At 54.6% G+C, this 14,814-nt stretch carries 15 protein-coding genes; 13 read left to right on the top strand and 2 right to left on the bottom strand.

The genetic code is table 11. From position 1 onward, the window contains the following. Positions 1–228 precede the first annotated feature (228 nt). From ACEPPP_RS12055 to ACEPPP_RS12025, 7 genes are all read left to right on the top strand, one after another. Complete coding sequence (locus tag ACEPPP_RS12055) at positions 229–1,545, top strand: cytochrome C (protein WP_374087006.1); 1,317 nt, start codon at positions 229–231, stop codon at positions 1,543–1,545. 203 nt (positions 1,546–1,748) lie between these two features. Continuing rightward, positions 1,749–2,528 (top strand): hypothetical protein, encoded by a 780-nt coding sequence (locus ACEPPP_RS12050; RefSeq protein WP_374087005.1) that lies wholly within the window; start codon positions 1,749–1,751, stop codon positions 2,526–2,528. A gap of 403 nt (positions 2,529–2,931) precedes the next feature. After that, positions 2,932–3,948 (top strand): cytochrome c oxidase subunit II, encoded by a 1,017-nt coding sequence (locus ACEPPP_RS12045; protein ID WP_374087002.1) that lies wholly within the window; start codon positions 2,932–2,934, stop codon positions 3,946–3,948. A gap of 11 nt (positions 3,949–3,959) precedes the next feature. Next, entirely contained in the window at positions 3,960–5,954 is a 1,995-nt protein-coding gene (gene ctaD / locus ACEPPP_RS12040; protein ID WP_374087001.1) for a cytochrome c oxidase subunit I, read from the top strand. Continuing rightward, positions 5,947–6,525, top strand: coding sequence for a heme-copper oxidase subunit III (locus tag ACEPPP_RS12035; protein ID WP_374086999.1), 579 nt, complete (start codon positions 5,947–5,949; stop codon positions 6,523–6,525). Before ctaD ends, ACEPPP_RS12035 begins: the two co-directional genes overlap by 8 nt. 108 nt (positions 6,526–6,633) lie before the next feature. Then, on the top strand, positions 6,634–8,304 hold the full coding sequence (locus ACEPPP_RS12030) for a cytochrome c (protein WP_374086998.1): 1,671 nt from the start codon (positions 6,634–6,636) through the stop codon (positions 8,302–8,304). A gap of 285 nt (positions 8,305–8,589) precedes the next feature. After that, complete coding sequence (locus ACEPPP_RS12025) at positions 8,590–9,018, top strand: DUF2721 domain-containing protein (RefSeq protein ID WP_374086996.1); 429 nt, start codon at positions 8,590–8,592, stop codon at positions 9,016–9,018. A 74-nt stretch (positions 9,019–9,092) separates the two neighbouring features. Here ACEPPP_RS12025 and ACEPPP_RS12020 read toward each other — a convergent pair whose 3' ends face one another. Together ACEPPP_RS12020 and ACEPPP_RS12015 are read right to left on the bottom strand one after the other, a co-directional pair. Next, positions 9,093–9,407 carry a hypothetical protein gene (locus tag ACEPPP_RS12020; protein ID WP_374086995.1) on the bottom strand — a complete coding sequence of 105 codons (315 nt, stop codon included), beginning with the start codon at positions 9,405–9,407 and terminating at the stop codon, positions 9,093–9,095. A gap of 109 nt (positions 9,408–9,516) precedes the next feature. After that, the gene (locus ACEPPP_RS12015; protein ID WP_374086993.1) at positions 9,517–10,347 is read right to left on the bottom strand and encodes an ion transporter; all 831 of its coding nucleotides are present in this window, start codon (positions 10,345–10,347) and stop codon (positions 9,517–9,519) included. Between the two features lie 428 nt (positions 10,348–10,775). Here ACEPPP_RS12015 and cydP point away from each other — a divergent pair, with 428 nt between their 5' ends. The 6 genes from cydP to rpsI all read left to right on the top strand — a co-directional run bounded on the left by cydP (position 10,776) and on the right by rpsI (position 14,767). Continuing rightward, positions 10,776–10,997 carry a cytochrome oxidase putative small subunit CydP gene (cydP, locus tag ACEPPP_RS12010; RefSeq protein ID WP_374086991.1) on the top strand — a complete coding sequence of 74 codons (222 nt, stop codon included), beginning with the start codon at positions 10,776–10,778 and terminating at the stop codon, positions 10,995–10,997. Continuing rightward, positions 10,997–12,562: a cytochrome ubiquinol oxidase subunit I gene (locus tag ACEPPP_RS12005; RefSeq protein ID WP_374086989.1), complete on the top strand. Its 1,566-nt coding sequence runs from the start codon at positions 10,997–10,999 to the stop codon at positions 12,560–12,562. Before cydP ends, ACEPPP_RS12005 begins: the two co-directional genes overlap by 1 nt. Then, positions 12,555–13,694 (top strand): cytochrome d ubiquinol oxidase subunit II, encoded by a 1,140-nt coding sequence (cydB, locus tag ACEPPP_RS12000; RefSeq protein ID WP_374086987.1) that lies wholly within the window; start codon positions 12,555–12,557, stop codon positions 13,692–13,694. The genes ACEPPP_RS12005 and cydB overlap by 8 nt, the downstream gene beginning before the upstream one ends. Before the next feature lie 12 nt (positions 13,695–13,706). Further along, positions 13,707–13,811 (top strand): cytochrome bd-I oxidase subunit CydX, encoded by a 105-nt coding sequence (gene cydX, locus ACEPPP_RS11995; RefSeq protein ID WP_374086986.1) that lies wholly within the window; start codon positions 13,707–13,709, stop codon positions 13,809–13,811. Between the two features lie 123 nt (positions 13,812–13,934). After that, positions 13,935–14,363, top strand: a complete 429-nt coding sequence (gene rplM / locus ACEPPP_RS11990; protein ID WP_024299380.1) for a 50S ribosomal protein L13 — start codon at positions 13,935–13,937, stop codon at positions 14,361–14,363. A gap of 11 nt (positions 14,364–14,374) precedes the next feature. Beyond that, entirely contained in the window at positions 14,375–14,767 is a 393-nt protein-coding gene (gene rpsI, locus ACEPPP_RS11985) for a 30S ribosomal protein S9 (protein WP_024299379.1), read from the top strand. Positions 14,768–14,814: the final 47 nt, after the last annotated feature.

The raw sequence follows: 14,814 nt of genomic DNA, 5'->3' as shown, positions 1-14,814 counted from the left end.
GGCCTTGCTCTCTCACCCCGGCATAAACCTTATTGCCGGCTTGGCTGCGGCGGTCGAGGTAAGCAGCCGACGATGGAGCATGCAGCAAAGGCACGACAAATTGTGCCGTATCACGTTGCGATCCTTGGAATTAATTTAATGGGAGATTTTATGGTTGGGCTATTCGTAGTGCCTGGTAGCAGATCTGATTTCGTAAGGGCGAAATCTTACTTTCTAACGGGATTATTGATGTTGTCAACAGCATTGTCATTCTCGATGCATGAAGCGCAGGCCGTCCCCAGTTTCGCGCGTCAAACCGGCATGTCGTGTTCGGCTTGCCATACCCAATCGTTCGGCCCGAATCTGACCCCGATGGGCCGCGATTTCAAGCTGAACGGCTACACGATGAGTACCGGCTCCGATGCCAACTCGAAACTGCCGCCGATCAGCGCGATGGTGGTCGGCTCTTTCACGCATCTCGACAATAAGCTGCCGGAAGCGCCCCCCGGCCATCATACCAACAATAACGCCTCCTTCGATGAAGCCAGCCTGTTTTATGCCGGCAAGGTGTATTCCAAGTTGGGAGCCTTCGTCCAGTTAACCTATAACGGCATTGAAGATATTCTGGAGCTTGACAACACCGATATCCGTTTGTCCGATAAAGTGAAACTCGGCGATCAGGACTTTGTTTACGGCTTATCCTTCAACAACAGTCCGACCACCCAGGACTTATGGAACACCACCCCGGTGTGGGGCTACCCTTACGCGTCATCCGAACTGACCAACACGCCCGGCGCATCGACGCTGATCGAAGGCGGTCTGGCGCAAAATTCGGGCGGCGCAACCGCTTACATGATGTGGAACAATCTGCTCTATCTGGAAGCCGGCGCCTATGCTTCGTTTTCGACCCAGTTTCAGCGCAATGTCGGCATCGCGGAATCGGCGACCGCGGATAAAATCGACGGCGGCGCCCCCTACTGGCGGATCGCCTTGCAACATCAGCTCGGCGGTCATTATTTCTCCCTGGGAACCTTCGGTTTACGCGCCAATATCGTTCCGGGCCGCGATCATTCTTTGGGCCTGAACGAATATTCGGACTTGGGTGTCGATGCGAACTATCAATTTTTGGGCTCCGGCAAGCATATCTTCGAATATAAAGCCTCTTACATCCGGGAGGATCAAAAGCTTGGTTCTGGCTTTTTGGCCGGAGGAAACGCCGCGAATATGAACAATCGGTTGTTTTCCCTGCATTCGAATGCCTCCTATACCTACGATCAAACCTACAGCGTCAATCTGGGCTACTTCAGAACCACCGGCTCACACGATACGCTGCTTTATGCGAGCAACACAGCGATGAAACCGAATAGCGAAGGTTTCATCGCCGAACTGGATTATGTCCCTTTCGGTAAATCCGACTCGACTCTCTCGCCTTGGCTGAACTTGCGTTTCGCCTTGCAATATACCGGTTACACCAAATTTGACGGCGCCCAGTACAACTATGACGGCTCGGGCAGAAACGCGAGCAGCAATAACACGTTATTCTTGAACGGCTGGCTGATTTTCTAAACCTACTTTTCGCCCATATCCGACGTCAACAGGTTTTTGACGTCGGAACGAGCCGCCTTTTTTATTACCCATAATTTTTTTCAGATAGTCATCTGAAAAAATCCCTACGCCGGGCTTTTCTCGACCATCGACCATGAAACAGCCAATGGCGCAGCTCGCATAAAAACTTATTTATCCGCACATTCGTCACATCGAGGCTCATCATGGCAGAATCTTATATTAACCGAACCGAAAGTGACCGGCGCACCGGGGTTTATCGACGCTTCAGAGATATTTCGATCAGCGAAAGAATTCTGAATACCGCGTTTTTGCTGACCATTGGAATCGGTTACCTGGTCGCGCTCGCGAATATGTATTACACGCATCAGGGACGCGACGGCAAGGCCGGCTTATCGATTGACGACGTGATGATTAATTATCACGGCTCGCACGACCAGACCCGCCTGGGCTCCGCGATCAAGGGCATCATGGAACCGAACTTGAAATATAAAAGCGATAAGGATGTGATACTGCAATGGATACAAAATGGCGCCGAGGAAGCGGAATATAACGAACGCATCGCGCCGATCCTAAACCGCGACTGCATCAAATGCCATACACCGGCTGTCAATCCGTCATTGCCTGATTTGACCCATTACGCGGGCGTCGCGCAAGTCGCCCATGCCGGCGGCGCGACGCTGCCTTTTCTGATCCGGGTTTCGCATATCCACCTGTTCGGCATTGCCTTCATCCTGTATTTCATCGGCAAGATTTTTCTACTTTGCGACATGAACGTGATTGTAAAAAGAATCGCGGTCGTCATTCCTTTTGCCGCGATGCTGTTGGACGTGATGTCTTGGTTCGTCACCAAATCCTTTCCCGCTTTTGCCTACGTGGTCGTAGCCAGTGGCGCGTTGATGGGCCTCTCGATGGGCATGCAAATCCTGGTCAGCGTTTATCAGATGTGGTTTTACTCCGAAACAAAAAGCGGATCGCAGAACTGATAATCGCCTACACATGATGATGTATGCGGTCGGATGGATAGCAATGTAAGCTTGCTTGCAGGATTTTCCAATCTGTTGCGGCTAATTAATCCGGTCTCGGCCTGAACTATCCCATGAGTGTGTTTTCTAATTGGCTGAAAGTTTACCCCAGCGTATTGGGTTTTGGGTAGCAAGATATCCTTGGAAAAAAGCGATCCCATTGCGAGTTGCCCGCAAAAGGTGACGACTACGGCCAGCGGCGCTGAGCACGACTGCAATCAGGCTGATCGATTGTTGCGCTGGAGGGGAGTCAGTTATAGGCATCCATTGACATAAAAGAGAGTTTTATGCAAAACAGCCTAATTTCTCAACCTTCGGATCGACGCCAATGAACCGTTTCGGGGCCGGATGCGTATATTGCGCCGTGATCAGGTACGTTTTTTTCGCAGGTGTTCTGGCGATCGTTTCGAGCCCAATCGCTCTGGCAAAGGACACTGCCGCGCCGCTGAATTATTTTTTGCACAGCGCGGGCCCCGCTTCGTCGCCTACGATGGTTTTGGGATGGGTTTTGACGACTGTCGTGGCAGCGGTCTTCCTGATCATCACGTTGCTGCTGACCGTCGCCTTGCTCCGCAAACGGACTGTTGAAGATCCCCAGGCAATCGGTCCGGAGAATCAGGGCATGGCATGGATTTATATTGGGACGGGCGTCTCTTCGTGCATCTTGTTCGCGCTCGTTATCTATGTACTGATCACCTTAAACACGATCGCCAATCCAACGCGCACGCCGGCACTGACGCTGACGGTCACCGGCTACGACTGGTGGTGGAAAGTTGAGTATGAAGAAAACGACGCAGCCCGCTACTTTGCGACTGCCAACGAGATTCACATCCCTGTCGGCGAGCCCGTTCTGGTCAAGTTAAAAAGCGCTGACGTCATTCATGCCTTTTGGGTGCCGCTGTTGGCCGGAAAAACCCAAATGATTCCCGGCTTGGTCAATCGGCAGTGGCTCGAGGCCGATGTCCCGGGAATCTATCGCGGACAATGCACGCAGTATTGCGGCCTGCAACATGCGCATATGGGATTCGAGATCGTCGCGCAAAATCCGGCCGATTTTCGAAAATGGCTAGACGAGCAGAGAAGAGACGCGGCACCGTCTTCAGCGCTTGAGGTGGATACAGGCAAAGAATTTTTTATGACGCATTGTTCCGGTTGTCATTCGATCCGGGGCCTCGGGGCCGCGGGCGCGCATGCGCCCGATTTGACGCACCTGACAACGCGTCGCCTGATCGCCGCGGGACTATTGGCCAATACGCCAGAAAACCGGATCAAATGGATTACCCATGCTCAGGAACTCAAACCGGGAGCGCGCATGCCCAGCTTTGCGCTATCGTCCGGCGAGATTGCCGCGCTGTCTGCATTTTTATCGACCCTCAACTAGGAGCACCGCCCATGTCCGATGTTGCGCCAAAGCCGTCCGATCAAAGACTCGAACGCATACCCGACATCGGTTGCGCGCCGGTCGGCTCGTCCGCCGAAAGGCGCCTCGCCGAACTTTGGGAGACGGCACCCGGCTGGCGCGGCTGGTTATCGACGGTCGATCATAAAGAGATAGGACTGCGCTATCTTGGTACTGCATTTATTTTTTTGTTGATGGGCGGCATTGAGGCGCTGATCATGCGGCTGCAGCTCGCGCGTCCGGATCAGACCCTGCTGACGCCGGATCAATACAATCAATTGTTCACAATGCACGGCGTGACGATGATTTTTCTCTACTCTCTGCCGGTGCTGTCGGGTTTTTCCAATTACCTCTGGCCCTTGATGCTAGGCTCACGCGATATGGCGTTTCCACGCCTGAATGCGCTCTCTTATTGGATATTCCTGTTTTCAGGCATTTTTCTCTATGCAAGCTTTCCCTTGGGACAGGGACCGAATGCCGGCTGGTTCAACTATGTGCCGTTCGCAGGACTGGAATTCAACCCCGGACCCAATATCGACGTGTATGCGCTCGGCATGGTCCTGCTGGGCATTTCGACGACCGTCGGCTCGATCAATTTTGTCGTTACGTTGTTCCGGATGCGCGCGCCCGGCATGTCGATCGATAGGGTGCCGATACTCGTATGGGGAACGCTGACCGCGTCGGTCGCCAATATCTTTGCGGTGCCCTCGGTCAGCCTTGCTTTTTTTCTACTGTGGCTGGACCGCAATGCAGGGACGCATTTTTTCGACGTGATCAACGGCGGCAAACCGATGCTCTGGCAGCACCTGTTCTGGATGTTCGGCCATCCGTGGGTGTATGCGGTCGTGCTTCCGGCCATGGGCATCGTTTCGGACGCGCTGCCGACCTTTTGCCGGCGCCCGCTGGTCGGCTATTCCGCGGTGGCGCTGTCGACGATGGCGACCATGCTGCTCGGTTTCGGCGTCTGGATTCATCATTTGTTCGCCGCCGGTTTGCCTACGCTGGCGATGTCGTTTTTTGGCGCGACCAGCATGGTGATTTCGATTCCGAGCGCGGTCGCCGTCTTCGCCTGGATCGCAACGATCTGGCTCGGGCGTCCGGTTTTCAACACGCCGTTTCTGTTTTTTGCCGGTTTTGTGCTGCTCTTCGTGATCGGCGGGCTTTCCGGCGTGATGACCGCGGCGGTGCCGCTCGATTTTCAACTGAACGAAACTTATTTCGTCGTCGCGCATTTGCACTACGTGTTGATCGGCATCAATGTCTTTCCGGTCGTGGGCGGCATCTATTACTGGTTTCCCAAATTCTTTGGCCGCATGATGAATGAAACCCTGGGCAAGTGGAGCTTCTGGGTCATGTTCATCGGTTTTAATCTGGGCTTTTTCCCGATGCATCTGGCAGGACTCCTCGGCATGCCGCGGCGGATCTATACCTATGCACCGAATATGGGCTGGAACACGGTCAACCTGGTGACCTCGATCGGCTCGTTCATGTTTGCGGCCGGCATTTTGATCTTTCTGGTCAACGTGGCAGTGAGTCTGCGGCGCGGCTCTGTCTCATCGGCAAATCCCTGGGACGCGCCGACCCTAGAGTGGGCGACCCCTTCGCCGCCGCCGGCCTATAATTTTGCGGTCATTCCGTTGGTCGCGAGTCGGCATCCGCTATGGGAAGACAGGCTGGCCGAGGGTGAAAGCCGAACCAGTCTGAATGAAGGGTATTTACTGATGGAGGGCCGGGAAACGATCGGCACGACGCCGCTCGACGCCAAACCGGACATCATCCTCAAAATGCCGGACGACTCCTATGCGCCGTTTTTTCTGGGTCTGTTTAGCGCCTTGGTATTTACCGGTTTGCTGCTGGATTGGCGGCAGTTCACGGTGCTGATGATCCTGGCGTCCGGCCTGACGCTGATGGCCTGGCTGTGGCCGAGAGAAATCCTGCTGCAGCGCATAGCGGGCAGCGAGCACGCCGAGGCAGGCGATTATGGCTGAAAGAGTGAGAACGGGCAAGCGATCCGGCGGCTGGTGGGGCATGTGGACGCTGATCGTCACCGAAGGTTCGCTGTTCGGCTATCTCTTGTTTGCCTATTTCTATCTGGCGTCGCAAACCGAACAGCACTGGCCGCCTACAGGGTTGCCTATTCTGCTGATACCGGGCATCAATACGGTCATATTGCTCACCAGCAGCGTATTCGTTTGGCTGTGCGAGCGCTGCTTGGCGTCCGGCAGGCCCCGTTGGAGCCTGGCATCGATGGCGACTGCATTGATGCTCGGCATGGGTTTCGTGCTGATTCAGCTCACCGAATGGCAAAAGAAAACTTTCGATATGACAACGAATCTGTATGGCTCGTTGTATTTCACGATTACCGGATTTCACATGCTGCACGTGCTTGTGGGTCTCGTGATTCTAATGATCTTGCTGATCTGGATTGCCCTCGGCTATTTCGATCACCGACGCTATGCCGCCGTCACGATCGGCGGCTTGTATTGGCATTTTGTCGATGTGGTTTGGTTGTTCGTATTTTCCACCCTGTATCTGTTTCCCTATCTGGACTCGACCTGATATGAACCCTGCAACCGAATCTAAACCATCAACCGACCCCCTTCTACTCAATCAGGGAAAGGAAGGAACCCTTCGTACCCTGGTTGCCTTATTCGGCGCGCCGACTGCTTGGATGGTCCAGATTTTGTTGAGCGAACCGCTTGTCGCCCATGCCTGTTATCCCTATCAGACGCCTTTGGCCACACCGCTCTGGGACGGATTGGCCTTATTATTGGCTTCGCTCAGCCTGGTATGCCTGGCCTTTGCGCTGCTGTCCGGCTTCGTTGCCTGGACGTCGTGGCAGCAAGTGGTGAGCCAGGCATCAAGCGGCGGAAACCCCGTCGAGATGACAGCCGGGAGGAAACGATTTTTAGCAAAACTCGGCGTCATGTCGAGTTTAATCTTCATCGTGGCGGTGATCTTCAACATCTGCGCGGTTTTATTGACGTCTTTGTGCAGTTCATGGTTTTAACGGTGATTCGATTGGCTTATGTACTCAAAATCGATTTGAAGGGTGCGACTGTCAGAATCGCCGCTCTCATCTGCGCCGCCTGTTTCTCCAGCCTTGTCGTAGCTCAGCCATCAACCGATCCCTCCACAATCAGCCGAGGAGCTTATCTGGCCAGGGCCGGCGATTGTATTGCCTGCCATACGGCCGAACCGAAGCAAGCGCCGTTTGCCGGCGGACTACCGATCAACTCCCCTTTCGGCATCATTTATTCGACGAACATCACGCCGGATCCGGTTCATGGCATCGGCAACTACAGCTTGGACGATTTCAGCCGCGCCGTGCGGAATGGCGTTGCCAAGGACGGACGGCGCCTGTATCCGGCAATGCCTTATCCTTCATTCACGGCGATCACCGATGAGGACATTCATGCGCTCTACGACTATTTCATGAATGAGGTAACGCCAGTCAGTCAGAAGCCCCCGGAAACGAAGCTGCCGTTTCCTTTTAATCTGCGCGTGAGCCTGTTTTTCTGGGATGCTGTTTTCGCCAACCATCAACGCTTTCAACTGCGGAATGACCGCGACGCCGCATGGAACCGGGGCGCCTATCTGGTGCAGTCGCTCGGTCATTGCGGCGCCTGCCATACGCCGCGCGGCCTTGCCTTCCAGGAAAAAGCCTATACGGAAACGTCGCCACTGTATTTAAGCGGGGCCGAAGTGGACAACTGGTATGCGGCGAATCTGAGAAGCGATCCCGCTTCCGGTTTGGGACGCTGGTCGGAAGCAGACATCGTTGCCTTTCTGAAAACCGGCCACGGCGGCAAGATGGCCTCGCTCGGCAGCATGACCGATGTGATCGAAAACAGCACGCAATATTTGCTTGAAGACGATCTCTGGGCAATCGCCCGCTATTTGAAGTCGCTTTCGGCACGCGGCGAAAAGTCATCCTATCGGCTCGATAGGCCGGATGTTGCCGTCGAATTGTCGGCCATGGTAACCGGCGCGATTGAGCGCCCGGGGGCAGGAATATATGAATCATTCTGCGCGAAATGTCATCACATAACCGGGAATGGCCAAGCCGAAAAAAAATATCCGAAGCTCGCCGGAAATTCGCTCGTCCTTTCGGAAAATGCAACATCACTGATCCGATTACTGCTCGAAGGAAGTGCGACTGCCGAAACGAGTCTGGAGCCGAAGCCTCAGAAAATGCCGAGTTTCGCAAAGAAATTGACCGACCGCCAGATAGCCGAGGTGCTGAGCTTTATACGCGGTAGCTGGGGCAACAACGCAGCCCCGGTGACGACACGGGAGGTCTTCTTGTTGCGAAACGCTTTAGGGAAGCCACCGTGATCGAATCATTAACGATGGTGATCCGGATTTATTGACGGAAGTGATCCTGCTCAATAAGAGCGGATCTCGTTTATGCTGCCGGAAAAAGATCAATCAAAAGCATCACTGCACCCGGGGCAATTGAACAAGCCGATAAGTTCCATTGAACGCCCGTTACACTGATCGCTAAACAAGCACCACTCGCCGATGAAGGGAACTTGACCGCCGTTCCTTTTGTGGTTATCTTGGCAAATCTATTGAACGCACTCAAGCCATCTGGACAAATCGTTAGACTGTGAAGACCGAATGGACACCTTAGCCACTCTTCCCAGCGTTGCCCATGCCATTCAACAAGCCGTGGCGCCGGTCTTTCTGCTGACCGGGATCGGCGCGATTTTGAGCGTGCTGACCAGCCGCCTGGGCCGCGTCGTGGACAGGTTCCGCTTATTGAATGACATGCAGGAAGCGGCGACCGCAACGCAGCGGGATGAGATGCGCACGTTGTCGCAGAGGGCGCGTTGGAACCATTCGGCAATCACCTTGTGCACGGTATCGGCCTTGTGTATTTGCTTGTCGATCGCGGCGCTGTTCATCGGCGCCGAATTGCGCGTCGACCTGTCCGGCGCGGTCGCCCTGCTGTTCGTCGCGGCAATGCTGGCGCTGATCAGCGGTCTTTTGTGTTTTCTACGCGAAATTGCGCTGGCGACCGGGGTGATTGAGATGCGCAGGCCGTAGGGCTCCCGCAACCACGGCCGTTGCTGACCGGAAGCCAAGGCAACGAGGGTTGCCTAAAGGCGCATCAGCTCTTGCTAACGTCCGTAATAACCGCCAGACGGATTACCCTGCCATGGACGATTTCGATCATAGGATCTTTCCCGGTACTCATCATCGTCATCATCCCTGTCATGGTCGTGTCCGCGATAGTTTCGGTCGTAGTCACCTTGGTTGCCATAGCCGTCCTGCTGATATGGCCCATAGGCCGGCCGCGGGTAATTGCCTGAATAAGGTGCGGTCTCGCCGTAGCCGCCGCCGTAGGGAGCGGGATAGGAATAGCAGCCGGTTTGGCTCAGAAGCGTCAATAAGGCAGCGGCCGGAGTCAGGGCGCTTGGAATTTTTCGTTTCATCTGCATTCTCCGAAATCATTTGCGTTTATGCTATCGCGCCTACCCTTAATGCCTGCTGAACGGCTTTTTACCGACTTGAAGCGGGACAAACCCGCCTTGATCCGCAGGGTCAATGCGAAGGCGGCAATTCCATGCCGCAGATGCGGCAATAATTGGCGTCCTTCTCATGCCCCGGATGCCGGCAGCGCGGACAGGTGCGCTGATCGGCCTTGCGCTGTTTTTTCATTTCCTTCGACAACTCGGCGGTGAAAATGCCGGTCGGCACCGCAATGATCGCGTAGCCGGTGATCATCACGATAGCCGAGACCGCGCGTCCCAGATCGGTCTTGGGGGTAATGTCGCCGAAACCGACCGTGGTCAGGGTCACGACCGACCAGTAGATGCTGACCGGTATGTTCGTGAAGCCGTTTTCCGGGCCTTCGATCAGATACATCGTCGAGCCGAACACGATCAGCAGCGTCGAGATCGTGAACATGAAGATGGCGATCTTGAGCCGGCTGGCCAGCAAAGCATTGACCAGAATATTGGCCTGATTGATGAAGCGGACCAGTTTCAGCACCCGGAAAATGCGCAACACCCTCAGGATGCGGATGACCTGGAGATAATGGGCGCCGGGTAGAAAGAGGCTCAGGTAGGAAGGGGTGATCGAAAGCAGGTCGATGATGCCATAGAAACTGACGATATATTTGATCGGCTTGTGGATGCAGAAGATGCGCAGACCGTATTCGAGCGTGAACAGGACCGTGAACAGCCATTCTGCGGCGTAAAGTTCTTTCCCATATTCCTGATTGATTTCGGCGACGCTGTCCAGCATGATCGTCAACACGCTGGCCAGGATCAGGACCATCAGCGCAATATCAAAGCCTCTTCCTATCGGCGTGTTGGACTGATAGATGATCTGATACAGCGTATGCCGCCAGCCTTCTATGCGCGCTCTCATGTTTTTTGGACCTCTTCCTGAATGTTTGCTTGCTTCATCGTGTCATAATGGCATCGTTCCGGCAATTTTATTCGCGATGCCGTCCGCCTGTAATCCACCTTTATGAACGCGACTGTTTCACGGCTTAATCATGAAACAAAATATGTTTCAACCGAAACGCTTTATGATACAAAAATGATCGGCAGCAGGCCGCCAAGGGTGAGGAGGCGTTAACCCTCAGGGTTTTCTTGTGATGGCATAACCTTTGCTTATTTTATATTGAGAGCAGTGTTTATGCTTATTCGATATCCTCATCCTCACCTTCTCTCGACTGGCGCAATCCAGCCGGGGGAAGGTATTTTTTTACATAGCCGTCATATATCAAAAGGCTATGTCTGCCTATTCGATTTTGTTTGCAACCGTCTTTGCTTAATGATCGGAGGTCTTGTATGCCCAATCATGAGAGTTTGTTCTGCCCTCGGCAGTCGAAGCGTGATCACTCCGGCCGGACTGATTTTCGCCGGGAGATTACGCTGGCGCTGCTCGTGAAATTTTGCCTGCTGGGCATTTTATGGTGGAGTTTTTTCGCCGGACAAAAAGTCCCGGTGGATGCCCCAGGCGTCGCGCGCGCTGCTGGAAGTTCCGCTGAAACCTTGACAGGAGAAACCTGATGATCGTTGACGAAGTAGTTGAGCTGTCGCGACTGCAATTCGCGCTGACCGCGCTGTATCATTTTTTATTCGTGCCCCTGACCCTGGGCTTGTCGTTTTTGCTGGCGATCATGGAGTCGGTCTATGTGATGACCGACAAGCCTATTTATAAGGATATGACGCGCTTCTGGGGCAAGCTGTTCGGGATCAATTTCGCGATGGGCGTGACGACAGGCCTGACCCTGGAGTTTCAATTCGGCACCAACTGGGCCTATTACTCGCACTATGTCGGCGACATCTTCGGCGTGCCGTTGGCGATCGAAGGCATGATGGCGTTCTTTCTCGAATCGACCTTCGTCGGACTTTTCTTTTTCGGCTGGGAGCGCCTCAGCAAGGAGCAGCATCTGCTCTCCACCTGGCTGTTGGCGCTCGGCACCAGCCTGTCGGCGTTGTGGATCTTGATCGCGAACGGCTGGATGCAGCACCCGGTCGGGGCCGAATTCAATTACGAGACGATGCGGATGGAGTTGACCAGCTTTGCCGACCTCTTTTTCAATCCGATTGCGCAGGTCAAGTTCGTGCATACGGTTGCGGCCGGCTATGTGACCGGATCGATGTTCGTGCTAGGGATCAGCGCCTGGTATCTCTTGCAAGGCCGCGATGTCGCCTTTGCGCGGCGTTCATTCCGAATAGCGGCCGGCTTCGGCCTGGCTTCGGTGCTGTCGGTGATCGTGCTCGGCGACGAAAGCGGCTATACCGTCGGCGAAGTGCAAAAGGTCAAGCTGGCCGCGATCGAAGCCGAATGGGAAACCGAGCCGCCGCCGGCGTCGTTTACCCTATTCGGCTTTCCGGATGAAGCCGCGATGAGGACAGACTATGCAGTCAAATTTCCGTGGGTGATGGGCATGATCGCAACGCGTTCGATCGATGAACCGGTGCACGGACTGAAAGATATTCTGAACAGCAACCGGAAAAGAATCAAAAGCGGCATGATCGCTTACGAAAATCTGCAAATCATCCGCCAGGATAAGTCCGATGCGTCTGCGAAAGCACTGTTCGAGGCGCATAAGGCCGATCTGGGTTATGGATTGTTGCTGAAACGCTATGCGCCGAATGTAACCGATGCGACGCCTGAGCAGATTGAAGCGGCGACCCGCCATTCGGTGCCGAGAGTCGCGCCGATCTTCTGGAGTTTTCGCGGCATGGTGTTTTGCGGCGTGGCGATGTTATTCATCTTTGCGGCGGCATTCTATTTCAATGCCCGGCGCAGCGCTCACAGCAAGCGCTGGCTCTTGCGCCTGGCCTTTTACGGCATTCCGCTGCCGTGGATCGCCTCCGAATTGGGCTGGGTGGTGGCCGAATACGGCCGACAACCCTGGACGATCGCCGAGATACTGCCAACCCATTTGAGCAGTTCGAGCCTCAGCGTCGGGCAGTTATATCTGAGCCTGGCGGGATTTGGTCTTTTTTATACGGTGCTGCTGGTGATCGAGCTGTTTCTGATGGTCAAGTATGTGCGCCTCGGGCCGAGCAGCCTGCATACCGGCCGCTATCACTTTGAACGGGAGGAGGCCAGTCATGTTTGATTTTGAAACGCTACGAATCATCTGGTGGGCCATTCTGGTCTTTCTGGTGTGCGGCTTCGCGGTGCTGGACGGCTTCGATCTCGGCATCGGCATCCTGCTGCCGTTTTTGGGCAAGACCGACGACGAGCGCCGGGTCATGCTGAACACGGTCGGGCCGACCTGGGAAGGCAGCCAGACCTGGCTGGTCACGCTCGGAGGCATCAGCTTCGGCGCCTGGTCGCTGGTGTATGCGTCGTTTTTTTCCGGCCTTTATACCGGCTTGCTGGTGCTGCTGTTCGCGTTGTTCCTGCGTCCGGCCGGCTTCGACTACCGCAGCAAGATCGCCGACCCGCGCTGGCGCAGCGCCTGGGACTGGGCCTTGTTTTTCGGCGGCCTGGTGCCGGCGACCGTGTTGAGTCTCGCGGCCGGCAATTTGATGATGGGCCTGCCGTTTCAGCTGGACGGCGATCTTCGCTCCATATACTCGGGCGGTTTTTGGGATTTGTTCCAGCCTTTCGCGCTGCTTTGCGCAGTGACCGGCGTTGCGCTGTTCACGCTGCACGGCGCGGTATTTTTACATTGGCGCACCGAAGGCGCACTGGCGCAGCGCGCCCTACGGGTCATTCGCTGGAGCAGTCCGGCGTTCGCGGCCGGTTTTGTGATCGCCGGGATCTGGGCCGGTTTGGGCGTGGATGGCTACCAGATCACGTCCAATATCGAGCCTTCCGCCGTTGCCAATCCATTGGCGAAAACGGTCAGCAAGACGCAAGGTTTGTGGCTGAACAATTACCGGCTCTATCCGGCACTGATGCTTGCCCCGCTTCTGTCTTTGATCGGTTCGTGGCTGGTCGTCAAATTGAGTTCCGGCCGTCATCACGGAACGGCTTTCATCGTCAGCAGCCTGATCGTGATCGGCGCGGTCGTGACCGCGGGCGGTTCGATGTTTCCGTTCATGATGCCGTCGAGCACGCATCCGAGCAGCAGTTTGACCGCCTGGGACGCGAGCGCGAGCCACTATACGCTGCAATTATTGTTCGCCGCCACGGTGGTGCTGATGCCGGTCGTCTTGGCTTATACGATCTGGGTGTACCGGGTGCTGCGCGGCAAGGTGACGGTCAAGCAGATTCGCAGCAATGAACATACACTGTATTGACGGAGGCGTGGCATGTGGTATTTCGCTTGGATTTTAGGCGTGGGGCTGGCCTGCGCGTTGGCGATCATCAACGCGATGTGGCTGGAACTGGGCGATGACGTTGAGCCGGAAGAATAATTTTTCCAGATTTTTCGGCCTTTTACAGATCTTAAAGTGCAAATAAACTTGAAAAGTGATTGACTATTTAGTAGAATTCTCGGTCTTATTTATTGATCCTTTAAAAGCAAGACCGAACTAACGATGAAAACATTTAGTGCAAAACCTGCAGAAGTTAAGCGCGATTGGTACGTGGTTGATGCGGAAGGGAAGACGCTTGGCCGTCTTGCTTCTGAGATTGCACGCCGTCTGCGCGGAAAACACAAACCGGAATATACCCCGCATGTGGATACCGGCGATTACATCATTGTCGTGAATGTCGAAAAAATCGGCGTCACCGGCAACAAGGAAAAGGACAAATTGTATCACCACCACACCGGCTATATCGGCAATCTGAAGACCGTCAGCCTGGGTAAGTTGAGAAAAACCTTTCCTGACCGCATTCTGACCACCGCCGTCAAAGGCATGCTGCCTAACAACCCATTGGGCCGCGCGATGTTCAAAAAATTGAAAGTTTACGCCGGTCCGGAACACGATCATCAGGCGCAACAGCCCAAAGTATTAGAATTTTAAGCGAGTAATCCATGGCAGCAGCTCAATATTACGGAACAGGTCGTCGTAAAAGTGCAATTGCACGCGTTTACGCAACCAAAGGCACCGGCAAAATCACCATTAACCAAAAATCAATCGAAGACTATTTCGGCCGCAAGACCGATCAGATGGTTTCCCGTCAACCGCTGGAATGCGTTGAGATGGAAGGCCAATTCGATGTGAACGTGATCGTCAAAGGCGGCGGCCCATCCGGCCAAGCCGGCGCAATCCGTCACGGTTTGACCCGTGCGTTGATGGAATACGACGAAACCCTGCGTCAAGCCTTGCGTAAAGCGGGTTATGTCACCCGTGACTCCCGTGTCGTCGAACGTAAAAAAGTCGGCTTGCACAAGGCAAGAAAACGCCCACAATACTCAAAACGTTAAGCGTTCGGTATTGTCGCGAGTGGCCAGGCCGCTCTACGAGAAAGGCT

The organism is Methylomicrobium lacus, from assembly GCF_041897535.1.
Taxonomy (GTDB): domain Bacteria; phylum Pseudomonadota; class Gammaproteobacteria; order Methylococcales; family Methylomonadaceae; genus Methylomicrobium; species Methylomicrobium lacus_A.
This window is presented reverse-complemented; position numbering and strand designations above follow the sequence as displayed.

Excerpts from the sequence above, each read along its gene's own strand:
- ACEPPP_RS12055 (WP_374087006.1), top strand. The coding sequence starts at position 229 with ATGTTGTCAACAGCATTGTCATTCTCGATGCATGAAGCGCAGGCCGTC.
- cydB (WP_374086987.1), top strand. The coding sequence starts at position 12,555 with ATGTTTGATTTTGAAACGCTACGAATCATCTGGTGGGCCATTCTGGTC.
- ACEPPP_RS12005 (WP_374086989.1), top strand. The coding sequence starts at position 10,997 with ATGATCGTTGACGAAGTAGTTGAGCTGTCGCGACTGCAATTCGCGCTG.
- ACEPPP_RS12025 (WP_374086996.1), top strand. The coding sequence starts at position 8,590 with ATGGACACCTTAGCCACTCTTCCCAGCGTTGCCCATGCCATTCAACAA.
- cydP (WP_374086991.1), top strand. The coding sequence starts at position 10,776 with ATGCCCAATCATGAGAGTTTGTTCTGCCCTCGGCAGTCGAAGCGTGAT.
- rplM (WP_024299380.1), top strand. The coding sequence starts at position 13,935 with ATGAAAACATTTAGTGCAAAACCTGCAGAAGTTAAGCGCGATTGGTAC.
- ctaD (WP_374087001.1), top strand. The coding sequence starts at position 3,960 with ATGTCCGATGTTGCGCCAAAGCCGTCCGATCAAAGACTCGAACGCATA.
- rpsI (WP_024299379.1), top strand. The coding sequence starts at position 14,375 with ATGGCAGCAGCTCAATATTACGGAACAGGTCGTCGTAAAAGTGCAATT.
- ACEPPP_RS12015 (WP_374086993.1), bottom strand. The coding sequence starts at position 10,347 with ATGAGAGCGCGCATAGAAGGCTGGCGGCATACGCTGTATCAGATCATC.
- ACEPPP_RS12020 (WP_374086995.1), bottom strand. The coding sequence starts at position 9,407 with ATGAAACGAAAAATTCCAAGCGCCCTGACTCCGGCCGCTGCCTTATTG.
- cydX (WP_374086986.1), top strand. The coding sequence starts at position 13,707 with ATGTGGTATTTCGCTTGGATTTTAGGCGTGGGGCTGGCCTGCGCGTTG.
- ACEPPP_RS12035 (WP_374086999.1), top strand. The coding sequence starts at position 5,947 with ATGGCTGAAAGAGTGAGAACGGGCAAGCGATCCGGCGGCTGGTGGGGC.
- ACEPPP_RS12050 (WP_374087005.1), top strand. The coding sequence starts at position 1,749 with ATGGCAGAATCTTATATTAACCGAACCGAAAGTGACCGGCGCACCGGG.